At 70.9% G+C, this 22,537-nt stretch carries 20 protein-coding genes; 8 read left to right on the forward strand and 12 right to left on the reverse strand.

Features of this window, described 5'->3' with window-relative positions; genetic code table 11:
- Positions 1–52: 52 nt before the first annotated feature.
- Together panC and panB are read right to left on the reverse strand one after the other, a co-directional pair.
- Positions 53–892 (reverse strand): pantoate--beta-alanine ligase, encoded by an 840-nt coding sequence (panC, locus tag G5B31_RS00320; protein ID WP_165012664.1) that lies wholly within the window; start codon positions 890–892, stop codon positions 53–55.
- The gene (panB, locus tag G5B31_RS00325; protein ID WP_165012666.1) at positions 889–1,719 is read right to left on the reverse strand and encodes a 3-methyl-2-oxobutanoate hydroxymethyltransferase; all 831 of its coding nucleotides are present in this window, start codon (positions 1,717–1,719) and stop codon (positions 889–891) included. Before panB ends, panC begins: the two co-directional genes overlap by 4 nt.
- A gap of 162 nt (positions 1,720–1,881) precedes the next feature.
- On the opposite strand from panB, the gene G5B31_RS00330 reads away from it, so the two are divergent.
- Positions 1,882–2,223 (forward strand): cupin domain-containing protein, encoded by a 342-nt coding sequence (locus G5B31_RS00330; protein ID WP_165012668.1) that lies wholly within the window; start codon positions 1,882–1,884, stop codon positions 2,221–2,223.
- A gap of 417 nt (positions 2,224–2,640) precedes the next feature.
- Here the strand turns inward: G5B31_RS00330 and G5B31_RS00335 are convergent, their stop codons facing one another.
- A complete protein-coding gene (locus G5B31_RS00335; RefSeq protein WP_165012670.1) occupies positions 2,641–3,546 on the reverse strand; it encodes a L,D-transpeptidase in 906 nt (301 codons plus the stop codon).
- 223 nt (positions 3,547–3,769) lie between these two features.
- Between G5B31_RS00335 and G5B31_RS00340 the strand changes: the two genes are divergently transcribed.
- The 3 genes from G5B31_RS00340 to G5B31_RS00350 all read left to right on the forward strand — a co-directional run bounded on the left by G5B31_RS00340 (position 3,770) and on the right by G5B31_RS00350 (position 5,490).
- Positions 3,770–4,087 (forward strand): zf-TFIIB domain-containing protein, encoded by a 318-nt coding sequence (locus G5B31_RS00340; RefSeq protein ID WP_165012672.1) that lies wholly within the window; start codon positions 3,770–3,772, stop codon positions 4,085–4,087.
- Positions 4,088–4,129: 42 nt separating this feature from the next.
- Positions 4,130–5,116, forward strand: coding sequence for a P1 family peptidase (locus G5B31_RS00345; protein ID WP_165012674.1), 987 nt, complete (start codon positions 4,130–4,132; stop codon positions 5,114–5,116).
- A gap of 68 nt (positions 5,117–5,184) precedes the next feature.
- A complete protein-coding gene (locus tag G5B31_RS00350; protein ID WP_165012676.1) occupies positions 5,185–5,490 on the forward strand; it encodes an Mpo1-like protein in 306 nt (101 codons plus the stop codon).
- A 52-nt stretch (positions 5,491–5,542) separates the two neighbouring features.
- Here G5B31_RS00350 and G5B31_RS00355 read toward each other — a convergent pair whose 3' ends face one another.
- Positions 5,543–8,041: an FAD-dependent oxidoreductase gene (locus G5B31_RS00355; RefSeq protein WP_165012678.1), complete on the reverse strand. Its 2,499-nt coding sequence runs from the start codon at positions 8,039–8,041 to the stop codon at positions 5,543–5,545.
- A 174-nt stretch (positions 8,042–8,215) separates the two neighbouring features.
- On the opposite strand from G5B31_RS00355, the gene G5B31_RS00360 reads away from it, so the two are divergent.
- Both G5B31_RS00360 and G5B31_RS00365 read left to right on the forward strand, forming a co-directional pair.
- Positions 8,216–8,596 carry a DUF2946 family protein gene (locus G5B31_RS00360; RefSeq protein WP_165012680.1) on the forward strand — a complete coding sequence of 127 codons (381 nt, stop codon included), beginning with the start codon at positions 8,216–8,218 and terminating at the stop codon, positions 8,594–8,596.
- Positions 8,597–8,631: 35 nt separating this feature from the next.
- Positions 8,632–10,035: a PepSY domain-containing protein gene (locus G5B31_RS00365; protein WP_165012682.1), complete on the forward strand. Its 1,404-nt coding sequence runs from the start codon at positions 8,632–8,634 to the stop codon at positions 10,033–10,035.
- 262 nt (positions 10,036–10,297) lie between these two features.
- On the opposite strand, the gene G5B31_RS00370 is transcribed toward G5B31_RS00365, so the two are convergent.
- From G5B31_RS00370 to G5B31_RS00380, 3 genes are read right to left on the reverse strand one after another with little or no spacing between them, the layout of a single operon-like run.
- On the reverse strand, positions 10,298–11,089 hold the full coding sequence (locus G5B31_RS00370; protein WP_165013707.1) for a metal ABC transporter permease: 792 nt from the start codon (positions 11,087–11,089) through the stop codon (positions 10,298–10,300).
- A complete protein-coding gene (locus tag G5B31_RS00375) occupies positions 11,082–11,843 on the reverse strand; it encodes a metal ABC transporter ATP-binding protein (protein WP_165012684.1) in 762 nt (253 codons plus the stop codon). The genes G5B31_RS00370 and G5B31_RS00375 overlap by 8 nt, the downstream gene beginning before the upstream one ends.
- A complete protein-coding gene (locus tag G5B31_RS00380; protein WP_165012686.1) occupies positions 11,840–12,364 on the reverse strand; it encodes a transcriptional repressor in 525 nt (174 codons plus the stop codon). Before G5B31_RS00380 ends, G5B31_RS00375 begins: the two co-directional genes overlap by 4 nt.
- 70 nt (positions 12,365–12,434) lie before the next feature.
- Here G5B31_RS00380 and G5B31_RS00385 point away from each other — a divergent pair, with 70 nt between their 5' ends.
- Both G5B31_RS00385 and G5B31_RS00390 read left to right on the forward strand, forming a co-directional pair.
- Positions 12,435–13,406, forward strand: a complete 972-nt coding sequence (locus G5B31_RS00385) for a zinc ABC transporter substrate-binding protein (protein ID WP_165012688.1) — start codon at positions 12,435–12,437, stop codon at positions 13,404–13,406.
- 294 nt (positions 13,407–13,700) lie between these two features.
- A complete protein-coding gene (locus tag G5B31_RS00390) occupies positions 13,701–14,114 on the forward strand; it encodes a CopD family protein (protein ID WP_165012690.1) in 414 nt (137 codons plus the stop codon).
- A gap of 5 nt (positions 14,115–14,119) precedes the next feature.
- Here the strand turns inward: G5B31_RS00390 and G5B31_RS00395 are convergent, their stop codons facing one another.
- The 5 genes from G5B31_RS00395 to G5B31_RS00415 all read right to left on the reverse strand — a co-directional run bounded on the left by G5B31_RS00395 (position 14,120) and on the right by G5B31_RS00415 (position 22,492).
- Positions 14,120–15,358, reverse strand: a complete 1,239-nt coding sequence (locus tag G5B31_RS00395; RefSeq protein ID WP_165012692.1) for an FAD-dependent oxidoreductase — start codon at positions 15,356–15,358, stop codon at positions 14,120–14,122.
- A 401-nt stretch (positions 15,359–15,759) separates the two neighbouring features.
- Entirely contained in the window at positions 15,760–17,838 is a 2,079-nt protein-coding gene (locus tag G5B31_RS00400) for a hypothetical protein (RefSeq protein ID WP_165012694.1), read from the reverse strand.
- Positions 17,835–20,609 (reverse strand): DUF4159 domain-containing protein, encoded by a 2,775-nt coding sequence (locus G5B31_RS00405; protein ID WP_165012696.1) that lies wholly within the window; start codon positions 20,607–20,609, stop codon positions 17,835–17,837. The genes G5B31_RS00400 and G5B31_RS00405 overlap by 4 nt, the downstream gene beginning before the upstream one ends.
- Positions 20,610–21,491 carry a DUF58 domain-containing protein gene (locus tag G5B31_RS00410; RefSeq protein ID WP_394352104.1) on the reverse strand — a complete coding sequence of 294 codons (882 nt, stop codon included), beginning with the start codon at positions 21,489–21,491 and terminating at the stop codon, positions 20,610–20,612.
- A complete protein-coding gene (locus G5B31_RS00415) occupies positions 21,488–22,492 on the reverse strand; it encodes a MoxR family ATPase (RefSeq protein ID WP_165012698.1) in 1,005 nt (334 codons plus the stop codon). Before G5B31_RS00415 ends, G5B31_RS00410 begins: the two co-directional genes overlap by 4 nt.
- Between the last annotated feature and the right edge of the window lie 45 nt (positions 22,493–22,537).

Here is a 22,537-nt window from a genome sequence, read left to right on the forward strand (position 1 = left end):
AGCGGATCGGCATGGGCCGGGCACCCGATTTTTCGCCGAAAAATCGTGCCGCTCAGACCGGGATGTTGTCGATCAGCCGCACCCCGTCCAGCCAGGCCGCCGCCAGCATCCGGCGCGGCCGCGCGGGATCGTCCGAGGGCATCAGCGTGGCGGCATCGCGCAGTTCGATATATTCCACCCGGTCGAAGCCGGCGTGGCGCATCGCCTCGGCCGCCTCGCGGATCGCCATGCGGTCGGACTGGCCGGCGCGGATGTCGTCGGCCGCCGCGGTGATCGCGGCGTAAAGCACCGGGGCCTTGCGCCGCCCCGCCGCCGTCAGCCGGACATTGCGCGAGGACATGGCGAGGCCGTCGCCTTCGCGGATGGTCTCGCAGCCGACGATCTCGATGGGCAGGTTCAGGTCGCGGGTCAGCCGCAGCACCACCTGCAACTGCTGCCAGTCCTTCTGGCCGAAGTAGCCGCGGTCGGCCAGCGTCATGCCGAAGAGCTTGGTCACCACCGTCGCCACGCCGTCGAAATGGCCCGGGCGCATCCGGCCCTCCAGCGGCTCGGCCACGCCGCCCACGGAAACCGTGGTGATGAAGCCCTCGGGATAGACCTCCTCCGGTTCCGGCGCGAAGATCGCATCCACCGGAACCGTGCCCAGCAGGGCGGCGTCGGCCTCCTCGCTGCGGGGGTATTTCTTCAGGTCCTCGGGGTTGTTGAACTGCTTGGGGTTGACGAAGATCGTGGTGATCACCCGGCCGCATTCCGCCCTTGCCCGGCGCGCCAGGCTGAGATGCCCGTCGTGCAGCGCGCCCATGGTCGGCACCACGCCGATGCTGTCGCCCGCCTGCTTCCAGCCGCGCGCAAGGGCGCGGACCTCCGCCACCGTCCGCAGGATGGGGATCATTTCTTCACCGGCAACTCGTCAGGGAAGGCATGTTCCGCCGCCGGGAAGGCGCGGGAGCGGACATCGGCGGCATAGGCGGCGATGGCCTCGTCGGCGGCCTTGCCCAGTTCGGCGTAGCGCTTGACGAACTTCGGCCGGAAATCGGTGAAAAGGCCGAGCATGTCGTCGACCACCAGCACCTGCCCGTCGCAGCGCACCCCGGCGCCGATGCCGATGGTGGGGATGGTCAGGCTTTGCGTGATCCGCGCTGCCAGCCCCTCGGGCACCTTCTCCAGCACCACCGAGAAGGCCCCGGCCTCCTCCACCGCGCGGGCGTCGGCCATCACCTTCTCTGCCTCTTCCGCCCGGCCCACCACCTTGTAGCCGCCAAGGGTGTTCACCGCCTGCGGGGTCAGGCCGACATGGGCCATCACCGGCACGCCGCGGGCGGTCAGGAAGGCGATGGTCTCGGCCATGTGCAGCCCGCCCTCCAGCTTCACCGCCGGGGCGCCGGTCTCGGCCATCAGGCGGCTGGCGTTGCGGAAGGCCTGGCTCGGGCTTTCCTCGTAGCTGCCGAAGGGCATGTCGATCACCGGCATCGCCTTCTGCGCGCCCCGCACCACCGCCCGGCCGTGCAGGATCATCATCTCCATCGTCACGCCCAGGGTCGAGGGCAGGCCATGGATCACCATCCCCACCGAATCGCCGACCAGAACGATGTCGCAATGGGCGTCGACCAGCCGGGCGACCGGGGTGGAATAGGCCGTCAGCACCACCAGCGGCGCAGCCCCCTTGCGGGCGCGGATGTCGGGGGGCAGCACGGGCCGGAGGGGGGAGGTGGCGCTCATGGCTGGCCTTCCTTTGGGCGAACTGCCCGCATTTAGGGCACAGCGCCGCCGCCCTTGCAAGAAGATTACGCCGCAGCGCAGCGTCACACCCTTGCAGCCGCAGGCTTGACGCCGCCCGCCCGGCGCGGGCCAATGGCGCGAAACCGGAAAAGGAAGCTCCCGATGTCCCTGCTCCAGCGCGTCGCCCGCGACGGCATCACGCCCGAAGTCACTCGCCCCGAAGCCGCGAAGGTGCTGGCCGGCGATCCCGTCCACAGCACCTGGAGCCTGGAAGAAGCGGACGGCCTCTACTGCGGCCTCTGGCAATCCACCCCCGGCACCTGGCGGGTGTCCTATGCCGAGTGGGAATATGTCTACATCCATGAAGGCCATTCGGTGCTGACCGATGCCGGGGGCAAGGCCACCCATCTGCGGGCCGGTGACAGCTGGATCATCCGCCCGGGCTTCGAGGGCACCTGGGAGGTGATCGAGACGACGCTGAAGGACTATGTGATCCGGACCTGAGGAGCGGCAGAGGCAAGGTGCTCCTCACCCCCTCAGTTCGGGCGGAAAAAGGCGAGGCATTGCCTCGCCCCGCCCGTGCGAGTGAGATCACCCGGAGACGGTGGCAGCCCTGAACCCCGAGAGGCCAGCGCCCGACCCGGCGGGCGAGAAGCGCCCGCCGAGGGCGGGGCGGGCGCTGGCCGGGCCTTTGAGGCCCGGCCGGGATAAGGAGAAGCGATGCACTGTGGCGAAGGCACGCGCCTTCGCCAACGCACAGGCGGAATGGCGGGGTGAACCCCGCCCTACGGCAGTTCGCGGCCGGTCCGATGGACGGAGGCCGGTAGGGCGGGGTTCACCCCGCCGTCTGACCCGCACCCCTCTCACGCAAAAGGCCGCCCCTGCGGGCGGCCCCTCTCGTGTTGTGTTGCCGCAAAGCGCTCACCCATGCGCGCCGCTGGTGCCCGCCATGGCTTCCACCGCCTCGATGTCCTCGACATGCAGCGGCGGGCAGTCGTCTTCCGGGATGCCGCGGCGCTTGCACTGGCGCAGGCGCTTCGCCTCGGCCTTCTCGGCGGCGACGCGATCCTCTTCGGCCTTCCGCGCCAGCTTCTCCTCGTCCTCGGCCCGCTTGGCGCGGTTCTCCGGCGTGTCGGGCATCACCCGGCCGAAGGCGTCGTCCATGTAGGGCCCCTCGACCGCCAGGCTTTCCGCCTCGGTCCGCACCTTGACCCGGGTGCCGATGGGGGCCTTCTCGAACAGGTCGAGCGCATCCTGGTTGAACAGCCGGATGCAGCCGGCGCTGGTGGCGCGGCCCACGCTGGCATTGTCGATGGTGCCGTGGATGCGGAACATCGTGTCCCGCCCGCCGCGGTAGAGATAGAGCGCCCGCGCCCCCAGCGGATTCTCCAGGCCGCCCGGCAGGCCGCCGGCATATTCGGCGTAAAGGTCGGGGCGGGTGCGGATCATGTTGGCGGTCGGCGTCCAGCTGGGCCATTCCGCCTTGCGCCCGACATAGCCGGTGCCGCGGAAGCTGATCCCCTCGCGCCCGACGGCGATGCCGTAGCGGGTGGCGGTGCCGTCGCCATGCACCCAGTAGAGCTTGCGCGCATAGACATCGACCACGATCGAGTCCGCCGGGTCGTCGGCAGTATAGGGCACCACTTCCTTGACGTTGCCCTCGATCAGGTATTTCGGGTCCACCGCCGGGATCAGGATGTCGCCGTCCTGCACCGCCTCGTAGCCCGGCACCCCGGCGGGGGGCGCTTCCGGCTCGGATCGTGGGCCGCAGGCGGCAAGCGCCGGGATCAGAAGGAAAACTGCAAGACGCAGGGCAAGGCTGTTCACGGTGAGACTCGATGCTTGCGGCGGATTGACACGGCACCATGTCCCTGCCCGCCCCCCCGGCGTCAAGACCGCAATGCGACATTTCCGAACAAAGCGCGGGGCTGGTGCCACAGGGGACGGCGGTTTCCCGCCATTTTCCGGCAGGCGGACCCGGGGCGGCCCCTTGCAGCCGGAAAAAGCCTGCCCATGTAAAGGGCTGCAACATGAGAGGGGATCGACCAAGATGCAATGTCCGGTGGATGGCGAGACGCTGGTGATGGCCGACCGTGGCGGGGTGGAGATCGACTATTGCCCCAAATGCCGCGGAGTCTGGCTGGACCGCGGGGAACTGGACAAGATCATCGACCGCGCCGGCGCGGCATCTCCTGCCCCGCAGGCGGTGGCGCCCCAGCCGGCCGCGCCGGTCTACCAGCCCGAGCCCCGCAGCGCCGCCCCGCAGGAGCGCCGGCGGTCGCGCGATCACGACGATGATGACGACGACTACCGCTACGGCAAGCGCAAGCGGCGCGAGAGCTTCCTCTCCGACCTCTTCGACTTCTGAGCCTTTCCGGCTAGTCTGGCCGCAAAGGGGCGGAGGAAGACGATGCGGCCGGGCAGACGGAACCTGATCACCGATGTGCCGGGCCTGCTGGTCGGCAATGCCGAGGACGCGGGCCTGCGCTCCGGCGTGACCGTGCTGACCGCGGAGCGGCCCTTCGTGGCGGCGGTGCAGGTGATGGGCGGGTCGCCAGGCACCCGCGAGACCGACCTGCTGGCCCCCGACCGCATGGTCGAGCGGGTGGATGCGCTTTTCCTCTCCGGTGGATCGGCCTTCGGGCTGGATGCCGGCACCGGGGTGATGGCGGCGCTGCGCGAGGCCGGACGGGGCTTTCCGGTCGGGCCGGTGCGGGTGCCGATCGTGCCGGGAGCGATCCTGTTCGACCTGCTGAACGGCGGCGACAAGGACTGGCGCGACAGCCCCTATCCCGCGCTCGGCCGTGCCGCCTTCCTTGCGGCGGCGGATGTGTTCGCCTTGGGCACCGCCGGCGCGGGCTTCGGGACGATGACCGGAAATCTGAAAGGCGGCCTCGGCTCGGCCTCCTGCACCCTGCCCTCGGGCGTCACGGTGGGGGCGCTGGTCGCGGTGAACGCGCTCGGTTCCGCCACGGTGGGCGAAGGCCCGCAGTTCTGGGCCGCGCCCTTCGAGGAAGGGGCGGAGTTCGGCGGCCTCGGCCCCGCGCCGGCGATACCGCAGGACGCCCCGCTGCCGCGCAAACGGCTCGGTGAGGCCACCACCATCGCCATCGTCGCCACCGACGCCGCCCTGACCAAGGCGCAGGCGCAGCGGATGGCGGTGGCGGCGCATGACGGCATGGCGCGGGCGCTGGTGCCCTCGCACACGCCGCTGGACGGCGATCTGGTCTTCGCCGCCGCCACCGGAGCGCGGCCGCTGGCCGACCCGACGACCGAGGGCTTCCAGATCGGCCATGCCGCCGCCACCTGCCTGGCCCGCGCCATCGCCCGGGCGGTCTTCCTGGCCCGGCCGATGCCCGGCGACCTGCAACCCTGCTGGGCCAGCCGCTTCGGCTGACGTTGCGTCCCCCTTGCGGGAACGCCGTCCCGGGCGCAGGCTTCCCCCTGTCAGCGAGGGAGGAGACGATGCTTGGCGGACGCCCGATGCAGGACTGGGTCGAGGATTATCGGCGCAGCCACATGAACCGCTGGAACCAGCTGACCCACAGCATCGGCATCCCGATGATCGTGATCTCGCTGGCGCTGTTCCTGCTGTCCCCTTTCATCTCCGGCCTCTGGCCCTGGGCACTGGCCCTGTTCGTCGTCGGCTGGGCGCTGCAATTCATCGGCCATGCCATCGAGGGCAAACCGCCCGAGTTCTTCCGCGACTGGCGCTTCCTGCTGGTCGGCACCCGCTGGTGGTGGGCCAAGGTGACCGGCAAGATAAGATAAGGGCCGCCCCTGCGGAGCGGCCCCGGTTCTTTCCCGTGTCCTGCAACGAACGTCAGCCGTCCACCCGGATGCGGGCGTTGGTCGGGTCGAAGGGGCTGTCCTCGGTCACCACCGCGTCCCATTCCTTCAGCTGGATCTTCACCTTCAGCTTCGTGCCCGGTTCGGCCAGGTCGGGGCGGACATAGCCCATGCCGATCTGCTTGCCGAAGGCCACCGAATACCCGCCCGAGGTCAGCCGGCCGATCTTCTGGCCGTCATGGATCAGCGCCTCCTTGCCCCAGGGATCGGTGTCCGAAGGCCCGTCGATCAGCAGCGTCACGCATTTGGCGCGGATGCCGGTCTCCAGCATCTTCGCCTTGCCGCGGAAGTCTTTCGACAGGTCGACGAAGCGATCCAGCGCGGCCTCCAGCGGGGTGGCGTCGCGGCCGAGTTCGTTGCCGAAGGCGCGGTAGCTTTTCTCCTGCCGCAGCCAGTTCTGCGCCCGGGCGCCGACGGGTTTCAGCCCGTGCTTCTCACCCACAGACCAGATCAGGTCCCAGAGGTAGCGGCCGAATTCGATCGGGTAGTGCAGTTCCCAGCCGAGTTCGCCGGTATAGGCCACCCGGATCGCCCGGACCGGGCACATGCCCAGTTCGATGTCGCGGTAGCTGAGCCAGGGGAAGCGCTTGTTGCCCAGCACGGTCGCCGGATCGCGATCCTTGACGATGTCCTTGAGCAGGGCGCGGGCATTCGGACCGGCCAGCGCATAGACGCCCCATTGCGTGGTGATGTCGTGGATCTCGATATGGCCGCCGCCATCCGCCATCCAGTCGTCGGCGCATTTTTGCAGGAAATCATAGTCATAGGCCGTCCAGGCCCCGGCCGAGATCAGGTAGTATTCGTCCTGTTTCAGCCGGACGATGGTGTATTCCGTCCGCGTGGTGCCATGCTCGGTCAGGGCATAGGTCAGGTTGATCCGGCCCACGTTCGGCAGCTTGTTGCAGGTGAAATGGTCGAGGAAGGCCGTCGCCCCCGGCCCGCGCAGCAGGTGCTTGGTGAAGGCGGAGGCGTCGATGATGCCTACGGTGTTCCTGACCGCCTCGGCTTCGGCCTTGGCATAGGGCCACCAGGCGCCGCGGCGGAAGCTGCGGCTGTCATGGTCGAAATTCGCCGGCGCATCCTTGGGCCCGTAGTAGTTCGGCCGTTCCCAGCCGTTCACCTGCCCCATCTGCGCGCCCATGCCGATCTGGCGGTCATAGGCCGGCGCGGTGCGCAGCGGCCGGCAGGCTTCGCGCTCCTCGTCCGGATGGTGCAGGATGAAGACGTGGTTGTAGCATTCCTCGTTCTTCCGCGCCGCATATTCCGTGGTCATCCACGACCCGTAGCGTTTCGGGTCCAGGGAGGCCATGTCGATCTCGGCCTCGCCTTCCGTCATCAGCTGGGCCAGGTAATGGCCGGTGCCGCCCGCCGCGGTGATGCCGAAGCTGAACCCTTCCGCCAGCCACATGTTGCGCAGGCCCGGGGCCGGGCCGACCAGCGGGTTGCCGTCGGGGGTGTAGCAGATCGGGCCGTTGAAATCGTCCTTCAGCCCCACGGTCTCGGAGGACGGCAGTCGATGGATCATCGACATGTATTCCGCCTCGATCCGTTCAAGGTCCAGCGGGAACAGGTCGGCGCGGAAGCTGTCGGGCACTTCATACTCGAACCGCGCCGGGGCGCCGTATTCGTAAGGCCCCAGAATCCAGCCGCCGCGTTCTTCCCGGACATACCACTTGGCATCGGCATCGCGCAGGACCGGATGCTCCGGGTGGTTTTTCCGATATTCCACCAGCATCGGGTCCGGCTCGGTGACGATATACTGGTGCTCCACCGGGATCGCCGGGATCTTGATCCCCAACAGCCGCGCCGTGCGCTGCGCGTGGTTGCCGGTGGCGGTCACCACATGCTCGGCATGGATCTCGTATTTCTCCTCGGACGGAACCAGCATCCCGCCCTTCTCCTCCATCCGCATCACCGAGACGATCCACTCGCTGCCGGTCCAGCGATAGGCATCGACCTGGATCTTCCGCTCGATGGTCACGCCGCGCTGGCGGGCGCCCTTGGCCATGGCCTGGGTCACATCGGCCGGGTTGATATAGCCGTCCTGCGGGTGGAACAGCGCGCCCACAAGGTCCTCGGTCCGCACCAGCGGCCAGCGCTCCTTGATCTGCGCCGGGGTCAGGAATTCATGGTAGACCCCGGCGGTTTCCGCCACCGAGGAATACAGCATGTATTCGTCCATCCGCTCCTGCCGCTGCGCCATCCGCAGGTTGCCGACGACGTAGAAGCCCGCGTTCAGCCCGGTCTCGGCCTCCAGCCCCTTGTAGAAATCCACCGAATACTTGTGGATGTGGGTGGTGGCGTAAGACATGTTGAACAGCGGCAGCAGCCCCGCGGCGTGCCAGGTGGAGCCCGAGGTCAGCTCGTCGCGCTCCACCAGCATGGTGTCCCAGCCGGCCTTCGCCAGGTGATAGGCGATCCCCGTGCCCACGGCACCCCCGCCCACCACCAGCGCCTTCACATGCGTCTTCATCGGACCGACTCCCCGGAAAGTTTCGGCCCATATCTGCCAGAGCGCGCCCCCGCCGGACAAGCCGGCCCGACCCTTCGCATCCGAAAACGACATGCGCCACATGTCGCAGGCAGGCAAGGCCGCGCTTGACCGCCCGCCCCGTGCGGCTGTAGCGCTGGCGGCATGGCAAGGGGAATGCGACAGGGCCTGCGGGCCGCGCTGGTCTGGGTGCTGCTTGCGCCCTTCCTGCTGATGTCGCTGCTGCCTGCCGCAGCCATGCCCGCCCGCACCGCCGAGGGCACGCTGATCATGGTGCTTTGCACCGACGGCGGCCCGGTCGAGATAGTGCTGGACCTGGCCACCGGCCAGCCCGCCGAAAAGGCGCCGCAGGGCAAGACCGGCCATTGCGACTGGTCCTGCGGCCAGTTCGCCGCCGATCTGACGCCCGCCCCGCTTGCCGTCCTGACGGCAGTGCTGTCCACGACACGGCTGGCCCCGCCCGCCCCGCCGCCGGTGCTGGCCGATGCCGCCGCCACCGGCCTGCCGCCCGCCACCGGCCCCCCGCCCGCTGCCTGACGTTTCCCGACGAAACCTCAGACAACGGAGCAACCATGACCGACACCTTCCGGGGGGCGAGCGCCCCCGCGGCCCCCGCAGCCGCAAGCAAGCTCTATTTCGCCGCCTGGCGCTGGCATTTCTACGCCGGGCTCTATGTCATCCCCTTCCTGCTGATGCTGGCCGTCACCGGCCTGATCATGCTGTGGATCGCCTTCCTCTCCGGCATCGGCGACGAGCGGATGACCGTCGCGCCCTCGGGCGCGCCGCTGGCCGTCAGTGCCCTGCAGGCCGCGGCCGAGGCCGCCGTGCCGGGCGGCAAGGCCACGCAATATGTCTCGCCGCTGTCGCCCGCACATACCGCCGCCTTCGCGGTGGCCGATGGGGAAGCCACCACCGGCGTCACGCTGGACCCCTATACCGGCGCGGTGCTGAACACCTTCCCCTGGCGGGCCGGGTGGTATGATTTCGCCACCACCCTGCACGGCACGCTGATGCTGGGCACGCTCGGCGACCGGCTGATCGAGGCCGCGGCCAGCCTGGGCCTGCTGCTCTGCGCCACCGGCCTCTACCTGCACTGGCCCCGCGGCGGCACAGGCTGGGGCCGGGCGCTGAAGGTGCAGGCCTCCGCCCGGGGCCGCGCCTTGTGGAAATCGCTGCACGGGGTGGTCGGCCTCTGGGTCTCGGCCCTCCTGGTGCTGTTCCTGATCTCGGGCCTCAGCTGGTCCGGGGTCTGGGGCGAGAAGTTCGTCCAGGCCTGGTCCACCTTCCCGGCCGAGAAATGGGACAACGTGCCGCTGTCCGAGGACCTGCACGCCAGCATGAACCACGGCGCCGCCAAGGAAGTCCCCTGGGGGCTGGAGCAGACGCCGCTGCCGGAAAGCGGCTCGCTGGCCGGGGCGGCGGCGATAGCCGGGCCGGTGACGCTGGATGCGGTGGCGGGTTTCGCCGATGCCCTGGGCTTCCGGCACCGCTACCAGATCACCCTGCCGAAGGATGGCACCGGGGTCTGGACCGTCTCGCACGACAGCATGTCGAACGACGGGCCGGACCCGGCGGCGGACCGCACCCTCCACATCGACCGCCATACCGGCAACGTCCTGGCCGACGTGCGCTATGCCGATTACTCCGCCTATGCCCGGGCGATGGCCTGGGGCGTCGCCTTCCACGAGGGCGACCTGGGCCTGTGGAACCTCGCGCTGAACACCGGCTTCTGCCTGTCGGTGATCTTCCTTGCCGTCTCGGGGCTGGTGCTGTGGTGGAAGCGCCGGCCCGCCGGGGCGCTGCGTCTTGCCGCCCCGCCGCGGCCCGAGGACCTGCCCTATGCCAAGGGCGCGCTGCTGATCATGCTGGCGCTGTCGATGGCCTTCCCGATGCTGGGGCTGGCGCTGCTGGCGGTGATCGCACTGGACCTTGCGGTGCTGGGTCCGATCCCGGCGCTGAGGCGGGCGCTGTCCTGACGGCAGGCGTCCAGCGCAGAAGGTTCGGCCGGGCGGGAACAGGCGAGGCACTGCCTCGCCCCGCCCGTGCGCAAGGGTTGCACCCGGAGACGGTGGCAGCATGAACCCCGAGAGGCCAGCGCCCGACCCGGCGGGCGAGAAGCGCCCGCCGAGGGCGGGGCGGGCGCTGGCCGGGTGCTTTGGGCACCCGGCCGGACAAGGGGAAGCGTTGTGCTGTGGCGAAGGCACGCGCCTTCGCCATGGAGGCCAGGCATTCCCGGCCTCAGGGCCGCCGCATCCGCCCGAACAGCGCTGCCGCCGCGAAGACCGCCGCGGCGGCGACCACCATCGACGGCCCGGCGGGCGTGTCCTGCCACAGCGACAGCCGCAGCCCGGCCAGCGCCGAGACCGCCCCCACCGCCACCGCACCGAGGGCCATCCCCTCCGGGCTGCGCGCCAGCCCGCGCGCCGCCGCCGCCGGGATGATCAGCATGGCCGAGATCAGCAGCGCCCCCACCACCTTCAGCGCCACGGCGACCACCAGCGCCAGCGCGATAACCAGCACCAGCCGCTCGCGGGCCGGGCGGATGCCGGCGGAATGGGCGAGGTCCTCGTTCAGCGTCGAGGCCAGCAGCGCCTGCCAGCGCCAGGCCAGAAGCGCCACGACCGCCGCCGCGCCGCCCCAGATCAGCGCCAGGTCCGCCTTCGACACCGCCAGGATGTCGCCGAACAGCCAGGCCGACAGGTCAGTGCGCACCTGCGGCAGGAAGCTGACCGCCACCAGCCCGAAGGCCAGCGCCGAATGCGCCATCACCCCCAGCGTGGTGTCCAGCGCCCAGCCCTTTGCCGCCAGCCCGGCCACCGCGACCGCCATCGCCAGTGCCACCACCAGCGTGCCCGCCGCCACCGGCAGGTCGGTCGCCAGCGCCAGCGCCACGCCGAGGATCGCGGCATGGGCGGTGGCATCGCCGAAATAGGCCATCCGCCGCCAGACCACGAAGGCGCCCAGGGGGCCGGTGGCCAGCGACAGCCCCACCCCGGCCAGCGCCGCCCGCACCAGGAAATCGTCAAGCATGATGGTGGCCGTGATGATCGTGCCCATGATCGTGATCATGGACGTGCGGATGGTCGTGGTCGTGCTCGTGGCGATACAACGCCAGCGCGCCTTGCGTCCCCAGCCCGAACAGCGCCCGGTATTCCGGGGCCGAGGACACCACCTGCGGCGTGCCCTCGCAGCAGACATGGCCGTTCAGGCAGACCACCCGGTCGCTGGCCGCCATCACCACATGCAGGTCGTGGCTGACCATCAGCACCGCGCAGCCGGTATTGGCCCGCACCTCCTCGATCAGCCGGTAGAACGCCGCCTCGCCGGGCTGGTCCAGCCCCTGCGTCGGCTCGTCCAGCATCAGCACCTGCGGCCGCGACAGCAGCGCGCGCGCCAGCAGCACCCGCTGCAACTGCCCGCCCGACAGCGCCGCCATCTGCAAGGCTCCGCTGTCCTCCATGCCCACCCGGGCCAGCACCTCGGCCGCCTGCGCATCGGTGACGCGCAGCGGCAGCGACAGGAAGCGGCGGACCGTGATCGGCATCGAGCGGTCGATCTGCAACCGCTGCGGCACATATCCCAGCCGCAGCCCCGGCGCCCGCACCACCTGCCCCCCGGCCGGCGGCAGGATGCCGAGAAGCGCGCGCAGCAGCGTCGACTTGCCGGACCCGTTCGGCCCGACCACGGTGATGATCTCGCCCGGCCGCACCGCCAGCGAGATGTCGTGCAATATCTCCGCCCCGCCCAGCCGGACGCAGAGATGCCGCGCCTCGATCAGGTTCATTCCTGCGCCTCCCGGCAGGCGGGGCACAACCCCAAAGCCTCGATGTTCGACCGCTCGACGGTGAAGCCGACCGCGCCCGCGGCGGCCTCCAGCGCGACGCGGACCGGGGCGGCGGGGGCCTCGGCCACGGCGTCGCAGCCGCGGCAGATCAGGAAGGCGGGGGCATGGGCCTCGCCGGGGTGCATACAGGCGGTGAAGGCATTCAGCCGGCGGATGCGATGGGCGAAGCCCTGGTCCACCAGGAACTCCAGCGCCCGATAGGCCACCGGCGGCTGGTTGCCGAAGCCCTCGGCCGCCAGCCGCTGCAGCACGTCATAGGCGCCAAGCGCCTTGTGCTCCTCCAGCAATATCTCCAGCACCCGGCGCCGCACCGGGGTGAAGCGCGCGCCCTGTTCCGCCGCCAAGGCCTCGGCCCGTTCCAGCACATCCGCCGCGCAATGGCCGTGGTCATGGGTCGAGAAGGCCGCGCCGGGATCGGCGCAGCCGGGGCAGGTTTCGGCATGGGAATGCGGTGCGGCCATGATCGCCCCTTGACACGTTATGATATAACATACATACCCCTCGCCATTCCGACAAGCCCGGGGTCTTCCGATGCGTTATATCATATCCTTCCTGCTGACCAGCGCCGCAGCGCTTCCCGCCCTCGCCGAGGTGCCCGCGGTGGTGGCCGATACTCCGCCGGTGCATTCGCTGGCCGCCGCGGTGATGGGCGACCTCGGCACACCGGTGCTGCTTCTGGACCGCGGCGCCTCGCCGCACGGATTCCAGCTGCGGCCCAGCCAGATGGAATCGGTCGTGGGCGCAGACCTGGTGCTCTGGGTCGGGCCGCAGCTGTCGCCCTGGCTGAAAAAGGCGCTGGCCGCCCGGCCCGAGGGAGCGGAGGCGCTGGCCCTGCTGGAAGCGCCCGGGACCTACCGGCAGGACTTCGCGGCGCAGGACGAGCATGGTCACGATCATGCGGAAGGCGAGGCGCATGAGCACGGCGACCATGACCACGAAGCGGAGCATGATCACGACCACGACGACGCCGAGGGCCATGATCATGTCCACACCGGCCTCGACCCCCATGCTTGGCTCGACCCCGAGAACGGCAAGCTCTGGACGCAGGTGATCGCGGCGGAACTGTCGCGGCTGGACCCGGAGAACGCCGCCGCCTATGCCGCCAATGCCGCCGCCGCCGTGGCCGCCACCGAGGCCGCCGATGCCGAGGCCGCCGCGCTGCTGGCGCCGGTGAAGGACCGGCCCTTCATCGCCTTCCACGACGCCTACGGCTATTTCACCGCCCATTACGGCCTGACCGTCGCCGGCACCGTCTCGGCCGGCGATGCCGCCGCCCCCGGCGCCCGGCACCTGGCCGAATTGCAGGAAAAGGCCGGCGCCGCCGCCTGCCTCTTCCCCGAGGCGCAGCACGACCCCGCGCTGGTCACCCGGCTGGCCGAGGCGACCGGCGCCAAGGTCGGCGGCGCGCTGGACCCCGAGGGCACGACCTTCGAGCCCGGCCCGGCGCTCTACCCCGAGATGATCGTGACGCTGGCCCGCACCATCGCCGCTTGCAATCCCTAGAGCATCCGGCGTTCCCGCCTGTGCTGGCGAAGGCCATCGCCTTCGCCACAGCGCACGGTTTCAACCTGGACCGGACGGGACCACAAGTCCCGGCCAGCGCCCGACCGCCCCTCGGCGGGCGCTTCTCGCCCGCCCGGGCGGACGCTGGCCTCCCGGGGTCTTGCGTTGCCTTCGTCTCCGGGTGAACCCGCTCGCACGGGCGGGGTGAGGCAATGCCTCGCCGGTTCCCGCCCGGCCACCCATCCTTCCCAGACCCCTTGCATCCGCCGCCGCTTTGCGATCAGCCTGCGGCGCATGGACTGGGTCAAGATCATACATATCCTCTGCGTCATGGGCTGGATGACCTCCATCTTCGCCGTGCCGCGCGCGCTGATCTACTGGCGGCGCGAATGGCAAAGGCTGGGGGAGTTCGGCCCGCTCGGCGATCTGACGGTGCGGCTTTACCGCTTCTCCGCCGGCTTGGGGGTGATCGCGCTGATCACCGGCCTGTGGCTGGCCTGGAGCGTCTGGGGCTTCGAGCCTTGGGTCCACCTGAAGCTGACCCTGGTCGTCCTGCTGGCCGCGCATTACGTCTGGACCGGCGTCCTCGTGGTCCGCGCCCGGCGGGGGGAGTTCCGCGAGAGCGAGATGTTCCTGCGCATCTTCAACGAGATCAGCGTGATCGGCGTGATCGCCATCCTCTGGGCGGTGGTGGTCAAGCCGTTCTGACCGGCTCAGGCCGGGATCGCCGCCATCACCTCGGCCGCCACCGCGGCGCCCGACAGCCGCGCCCCCGCCGCGGTCTGCATCAGCCCCTGCCCGGCCAGCGCCTCGCCGGCGAACCAGATACGGTCGCCGACCGGCCGGCGCAGCACCTCGCGTGCCGCCGCCCGCCCGGGCCGCGCCGCGGCATAGGCGCCGCGGACATGGCGCTCGGCTGCCCAGTTGGTCATGCTGCCGTGGCCGACGGCGCGCCGCACCTCGGACCCGAACAGGTCGGCCAGCCGGCCGATGGCGAAGTCCACCGCCGCTGCCCTGCCCGCCGCCTCGATCTCCCAGGCGAAATCGCCGCCGACGAAGCCGACCATCAGGTCGAGGTCGAAGGGGAAGCACAGGAAGAACAGGTCGTTGCGTCCCCGCCCCTCGATCAAGAGATCGTCGAAGGCCCGCAGCCCCAGCCGGTCGCCCTTCACCTGCAGCGGGATCTTGGTCAGGAGGCCCATCGGCAGGTCGAAGACCGCCTCCTGATGCGCCTCGGGCAGGGCCGGGTAGAAGCCGGGGCTGCCGAATTGCAGCACCCCGGGCGAGACGGTGATGATCGCCGCCCGCCCGCGCAGGGTGCCCTGCGGCGTTTCCACCTCCACCCCCGGCCCGTCCCAGCGGATGCGGGTGGCCGGGCAGCCGGTCGTCACCGGCACGTCGGCGCCCCAGCGGTGGACCAGCGCGCCGAAGCCCTCGCGGGTGAAGAAGTTCGGGTCCAGTTCCGCCGCGGCGTTGAAATCGGCGATGCTGATCTCGTCGTCATCGGCGGCGAAATCCATCGGCCCGCAGAAGGTGGCATTGGCGCGCAGGCAGTGGCAGTCGGCGATCAGCGCGGCCAGCCGGTCGTCGGCCCCGGAATGCGCCGCCATCGCCGCCGCCAGCGCCGCATCGGCGGCCTTCACCCGCGCCATCTCGTCGTCGCTGGCGCGGCGGTTGCCGAAATAGAGGTGGTCCAGCCCCATGTCGTGGTGATAAAGCGTCCAGCCCGCCGCCAGGGCCTCGGGGTAGAAGGGATTGCGGTCACCGGCATGCAGCCAGGCGCAGCCGATGTCGAAGGGCACGCCGAAGTCGCTGTCGGTGGTCCAGGCCCTTCCGCCGATGCGGTCCATCGCCTCGACCACCGCGAAGGAGCGGCCCGCCGCCCGCAGCGCCTTGGCCGCCGCCAGCCCGGCGCAGCCGGCGCCGACCACCACCACATCCACATCGCCCATGGCAAATCCCCCGGGTGAAATACGGTCTGAAATGCCGCCAGCATGGCCCCGCCGGGGGATTCGGCAAAGCCCTTTCCCCGGGGCCGGTTGTCAGAGCCCGTAGGACCCTGGAAGGATCGGAGATCGACGGGTCGGCCGGGCGGGATCAGGCGAGGCACGGCCTCGCCCCCGCCCGTGCGCGACGGTTGCACCCGGAGACGGTGGGGGCACCAGACCCCGAGAGGCCAGCGCCCGACCCGGCGGGCGAGAAGCGCCCGCCGAGGGCGGGGCGGGCGCTGGCCGGGACTTATGGTCCCGGCCGGGACAAGGGGAAGCGTTGCGTTGTGGCGAAGGCGATGGCCTTCGCCAAGGAGGCCGCGCGGGAGGGGAGTTTCCCCTGCCGAAGCGATTGCCGTAGGCCCCTAGACCTTCGCGCCCTTGCGCCCCTCGACCAGCCAGGCCGCCACTGCCAGCCCCGCGGCCAGCAACAGCCAGGCCCAGCCGGGCAGCAGCGCGGCGACCCGGATCTCCTCGGTCTCGTAGGCGCCGCGCGGGGTGATGCCGATCCAGCCGCGGCCGGAGGCGGGGCGGCCCTCGGCCACCTGACGGATGTCCGGCACCCCGTCCTCGATCCGCGCGACGGAGCCGCCCGCACCGTCCGCCACCGGCTCCAGCATCCCGCCCGAGGCGATGGTCTCGACGAATTCCCGCGGCGCGGCCGGGCCGACGCCGATCACCCGGGTCAGCTCGCCCTGCTCCAGCCGGTAGAGGCCCAGAAGCGGCGCATCCCATTCCACCTCGAACCGGCCCGGGCGGGTCTGGCGCATCTCCAGCACCACCTGCGCGCCGTCCGGTCCGGTCACCGTCAGCGGCCCCGGCACCGCCTCCTCGATGCTGCGGCGGACGATGGTCAGGTGCTGGCCCTCCGCCGTGGCGGTCAGGGTCTCCTCCTCCAGCTCCGGCTCCTTCAGCATCCAGTGCGCCAGCCGGCGCAGCAGCTCCAGCTGCGGCCCGCCGCCCTCGTAGCCGCGGCCCCAGAGCCAGGCCTGGTCCGAGGCCAGCACCGCGATCCGCCCCTCGTCCACCCGGTCCAGCACCAGCAGCGGCAGGCCCTGCGGCCCCTCCATCACCGTCTGACCCGACAGCTTCTCGACCTCGGCGATGCGGAACCAGCGGCCCCAGCCGGGCGCGCCTTCCTCCCCCTCGGGGGCGAACTTCTCCAGCCCCTCGGTCACCGGATGGCGCTTGCCGATCTCGGTGATCTTCGGCTTGAACCCGCCCTCGATCACCTGCGCCGTGGGCGCCACCGGCAGGATTTCCGCCAGCGGCGAACGGTAGAGCGAATCCACCACGCCGAATTCCGGCCCCGCCGCCACCAGCACCGTGCCGCCGTTCCGCACATATTGCACCACGTTGTCCAGATAGGACATCGGCAGGATGCCCCGCATCCGGTAGCGGTCGAAGATGATCAGGTCGAATTCCTCGATCTTCTCGACGAACAGCTCGCGGGTCGGGAAGGCGATCAGCGACAGCTCGTCCACCGGTACGCCGTCCTGCTTCTCCGGCGGGCGAAGAATGGTGAAATGCACCAGATCGACCGAGGCATCCGATTTCAGCAGGTTCCGCCAGACCCTTTCGCCGGCATGGGGCTCGCCCGAGACCAGCAGCACCCGCAGCCGGTCGCGCACGCCGTTGACCTGCACCACCTGGGCGTTGTTGCGGTCGGTCAGTTCTCCCTCAATCGGGTCGACGCTGAACTGCAACACGTTCATGCCGCCATGCGGCAGCGTCACCGGCAGGTCCAGCTCCACCCCCACCGGGATGGTGTAGACCTGCGGCGGCTCGGCATCCACGGCGATGGTCAGGTCGACCTCGGCCCCGGCCGAGGACGGCACGGCGCCCACATCCTCGACCATCAGCTTCATCACGAATTCCTCGCCGATGATGGCGAAGGCGGGGGCGTTGCGGATCACCAGCCGGCGGTCCCAGTCGGCCTCCTTCCCGGTCAGCAGCACATGCAGCGGCGCGGGAACGGAGGGCGTCATCTCCATGTCGTGCACCCGCCCATCGGTCACCAGCAGCACCCCGGCCACCCTTGCCCGGGGTTCCTCGGCCAGGGCCTCGGCCATCGCCGTCATCGCCAGGGTGCCGGCATCCTCCTCGCCGTCCGAGAAGCGGCGGATGCGCAGTTCCGTCCCCGGCATGGCGGCGATCTCGGCTTCCACCCGCGCCACCGCCTGCATCACCTGCGCCGGGCGGCCGCCGAGGGTCTGGCTGGCGCTGTCGTCCACGATCAGGATCACGATGTCGTTCAGCCCGGCGCGTTCCTCCTCCTGCAAGGAGGGGTTGGCCAGCGCCGCCACCAGCGCCGCCACCGACAGGCCGCGCAACAGCCAGCCGCCGAGGCCCCGCCACAGCGCCAGCGCCAGCAGCAAGAGCCCCGCGCCGGCAAGCGCCCAGATCACCGGCCAGCCGACCAGAGGATCGAAGACCAGCGTCATTGGCCCAGCCTTTCCAAGAGCGCAGGCACATGCACCTGGTCCGACTTATAATTCCCGGTCAGCACATGCATGATCAGATTGATGCCGAAGCGATAGGCGATCTCGCGCTGCCTTTCGCCCGCGAACCCCCGCCCCACCGGCAGCATCGGCACACCGCTGTCATCGGTCGCCCAGGCCGAGGCCCAGTCGTTGCCGCCGATCACCACCGGGGTCACGCCGTCGTTCAGGTTGCGGAACGGCATCCCCTCCTCCAGCGCCACGTCCGGCGGCGCGGCCTCGACCCAGAGGCTGCCCTCCTGGAAGCGGCCGGGGAAATCCTGCAGCAGGTAGAAGGTGCGGGTCAGCACGTGGTCCGGCGGGATCTGCTCCAGCGGCGGGATGTCCAGTCCGGCGGCAATCCGTTGCAGCGCCTCGCTTTCCGGGGTGGCGCCGCCGAAGGACGCCACATCGGCATCCCGCGTGTCGAACAGGATCAGCCCGCCCGAGCGCAGGAACTGGTTCAGCTTGTCATAGGCCGCGGCCGAGGGGGTGGGGCTGTCGGCGGTGACCGGCCAGTAGAGGAAGGGGAAGAAGGCCAGCTCGTCCTTCTCGATGTCCACCCCCATCGGCATGGCGGGCTCGATCGAGGTCCGCTCCCAGAGCCGGTCGCCGAGGCCGCGCAGCCCGGCCTCCGCCAGTTCGTCCACCTGCGCATCGCCGGTCAGCACATGGCCGAGCACCACCGCCGAGGTCGCCTCGATGGCGAAATCGTCGCCGGGCAGCGGCTCCTGCGCCCGGCCCTCCTGCGGCTGCAAGGACAGCACCGCCACGGCCAGCACCGCCGCCCCCCGCCGCAGGCCGGAAAGCCGCCCGGCCACCCAGAGCGCGGCCAGGATGTCCACCAGCAGCAGGGCCAGCGCGCCCGCCAGCAGCGGCCCCTTCAACGACTGCTCCGCCGCTTCTTCCAGCGTCTCCACCGCCACGCCCGCCGGCCAGACCGCCGGCTTCAACTCGGTCTCCGCCCCGATCACGTTCAGCGCCACCCGCCGTTCCTGCCCGGCATAGAGGCCCGGCGGCTGGTCCGGCCCCGGGCCCTCCTTCAGCGCCTGCGCCAGCACCGCCCCTTCGACCCCGGCCACCTCGCCGGCATCCCGCGCCGCACCCCAGGCGTCCAGCACCTCCTCGGGCACCCAGGTCTGGCCCTCAAGGTCCCCCGCCTCCGGCATCGCCGGCCGGGTGGAGACCGCCAGCCGCTCCAGCATCTGCACGAAAAGGCCCGACAGCGGCAGCGTCGACCATTCGGCATTCGCCGTCACATGCACCAGCACCACCTGCCCCTGCCCCACCGCCTTGCGGGTGACCAGCGGCGTGCCGTCCTCCAGCGCGGCGATGGTGCGTTCGGCGAGGTCGGGGTCCGGCTGGGCCAGCACCTGCTCCTTCACCTGCACGTCATCGGGCAGGGCCAGACCATAGAACGGGCTGCCCTCGGGGAAGGGCGCCAGCGCCTTCGGCTCGCCCCAGCTCATCGCACCGCCCACCGTGCGCCCGCCCTCGCGCAGCCGCACCGGCAGCAGCGGGTCCTCCTCGAACCGGCTCACGTCGCTGGCCGCCAGCCGGGGGCCGGCGAAGCGCAGCAGGAGGCCGCCCTCCTCCAGCCAGTCCAGCATGGCGTCCTGCTCGGATTGCGTCACCCGGGCCACATCGGCCAGCACGATCACATCCGGCTTCGCCACCAGCACCTCGGAGAGCGAGCCTTCGACCAGATCGGCCACCGGCACCAGCGCCTGCCGCAGGTAGTGGGTTGGGGACAGCAGTTGCAGCCCCTCCTGATCCGCTCCTGCGCCGATGATCGCCACCTTGCGCCGCTTCAGGCTGTCGTCGGTCAGGCTGACCGCTCCCGCAGACCGCATCCCCGGGATCTCGAACCGCGTCACCCGGTTGCGCAGCTCGGGCGGCAGCTCCATCGCCGCCTCGGCCTTGGCCTCTCCGGCCGCGAAGGTCAGTTCCACCCGCGCCAGTTCCCGCTCGATCCCCGCCGGGTCCGGCCCGCGCGCCGCCACTTCGACGGCGACCGCATCCGCCGCCGGCACGCGGGATGCCGAGACCATCACCTTGCCCTCGGCGAACCCCGCCGGATGCAGGGCGAAGACCGGCCGCGGGCTCTCGATCACCGTCACGTTGCCGCGGTCGCGCAAGGCCTGCGCCAGCGTCTCGCGCCCTGCATGGGCCAGCCCGTCCGCCAGCCAGACCGTATCGAAGCCGCCCTCCGGCAGCGCGGCGATCCAGCTCTCCATTCCCGAGGGCGCCCAAGCCGCCGGTTCCATCCCCGCCAGCCGGCCCGCCCAGGCCTCGGCGGACTGGAACACCGTCTCGCCCGGCCGGTCGGTCAGCCGGATCACCGCCACGGTGCGGCCCTCGCGCCCGGCTTCCTCGACCAGCTGCCCGGCCCGGGCCACCCGCCGCGCCCAGTCCCGCGCCTCGGCCCAGCCTCCGTCCAGCACCACCAGAAGGGGGCCGGAGCCCGCCTGCCGCTCCTCGGGGTTCAGCACCGGGCCGGCGAAGCCGATGATCGCCGCCGCCACCGCCAGCACCCGCAACAGCAGCAGCCACCACGGCGTCTTGTCTGTCTCGGCGTCCTCGTCCTTCAGGCCCAGAAGCAGCGCCACCCCCGGGAACCGCCGCCGGATCGGCGCCGGCGGCACCGCGCGGAGAAGCAACCACAGGATCGGCAGCGCCACCAGCACCGCCAGCAGCCAGGGGTTCAGGAAGCCGATGGGGCCGAGCGTGAACATCTACCGCCCGCCCTCCAGCGCCCGATAGAGCCAGAGCAGCGCCGCTTGCGCCGGCTGCCCGGTGTGATGGGTGGAGAAATGCCAGCCGACCGCGCGGGACAGTTCGGCCATGCGGTCCTTCCGCTCGGCCAGCCGGGCGAGATAGCGGTCGCGCAACTCGCCCGCCTTGCGGGTCTCGTGCCGGAGACCGCCGCCCATCGACTCGAAGATGGTGCGGCCGTCGAAGGGGAACTCCTCCTCCGCCGGGTCCAGCACCATCAGCGCCGCACCCTTGACGCCGCGGTCCGAGGCACGGGCGAACCCCGCCTCCACCGCCGCGATGTCGCCCATGAAATCCGACAGGAACACCGCGCGGCCGTGGGACACCATCCCCTCGGCCTCCGGCGCGCCGTAGTCGGCGGTCTCCTCCGCCCCAGACAGCCGCGCCGCCAGCCGCACCAGCTGCGTCCGGCCCGAGCGCGGCGCGGCCAGCCCGGCCAGCCCCACCCGCTCGCCGCCGCGCAGCAGCAGCACCGCCAGCGCCAAGGCCAGCAGCCGCGCCCGGTCGGCCTTGGCCACCCGGCCCTTGGCGCCGGTGAAGGACATGCTCTTCGACGGATCGACCCAGAGCGTGACCGACTGCGCCGCCTGCCATTCGCGTTCCCGCACGAAATGCGCATCCGACCGGGCCGAGCGGCGCCAGTCGATCATCCGCGCCGGATCGCCCTGATGCGCCGGGCGGTATTGCCAGAACTCGTCGCCCAAGCCAGCCCGCCGCCGGCCGTGTTCGCCCAGCATGACGGTATGCGCCAGCATCTCCGCCTCGGCCAGAAGCGGCGGCAGGGTCTGGCCCAGGGTCTCGGCCCGGGACCGCAGGTCTCCGCTTTGCCCGGTCGGGATCACGCTGCCGCCTCTAGCCCCAGCACGCGGGTGGCGGTGCGGGCGATGATGCCGGTCAGCGTCTCGCCCCGTGCGCGGGCGGCGAAGGACAGCGCCATCCGGTGTTCCAGGCAGGCCTGCGCAAGCGCCGCCACATCCTCGACCGAAGGCGCCAGCCGCCCCTGCAGCAGCGCCCGCGCCCTGACGGTCAGCATCAGCGCCTGCGCCGCCCGCGGCCCCGGACCCCAGGCGAGGCTGTCGGCGAGGTCGCGCCCCTCCGGCTCGCCCGGGCGGCAGGCGCGGACCAGATCGAGGATCGCCTCCACCACCTTGTCGCCCACCGGCATCCGGCGAACCACCGACTGCGCCGCCAGCAGCGCCTCGGTGGTGAAGACCGGATGCGATTCCGCCTCCTCGGCCCCGGTGGTGGCGATCAGGATGTCGCGCTCCACCGCGCGGGCGGGATAGTCCACGTCCACCTGCACCAGGAAACGGTCCAGCTGCGCCTCGGGCAGGGGATAGGTGCCCTCCTGCTCGATCGGGTTCTGGGTCGCCAGCACATGGAAGGGGCGGCCGAGCGGGCGGTGCTCGCCGGCGATGGTCACTTCCTTCTCCTGCATCGCCTGCAACAGCGCCGATTGCGTCCGGGGGCTGGCGCGGTTGATCTCGTCCGCCAGCAGAAGCTGGCAGAACACCGGCCCCTCGATGAAGCGGAAGGCGCGGCTGCCGTCGGCGCCGGTCTCCAGCACTTCGGAGCCGAGGATGTCGGCCGGCATCAGGTCCGGGGTGAACTGGATGCGGCCCGCCTTGAGGCCCATCACCGTGCCCAGGGTGTCCACCAGCCGGGTCTTGCCCAGGCCCGGCAGGCCGACCAGCAGCGCATGGCCGCCGCACAGGAGGGCGGAAAGGACAAGGTCCACCACCCCGTCCTGCCCGATGAAGCGCCGGTTTATCGAGACCTTGGCCCGGCCCAGGGTCTCGCCCAGGGCTTCGATCTCGGCCACCAGCGCGTCTTCACCAGCCATCATCGGTTCCTTCCTGCAAGTGTCGGGCACATTAGACCGGAGTCT

Source organism: Rhodobacter sp. SGA-6-6 (assembly GCF_011043545.1).
Taxonomy (GTDB): Bacteria; Pseudomonadota; Alphaproteobacteria; order Rhodobacterales; family Rhodobacteraceae; genus Pseudogemmobacter.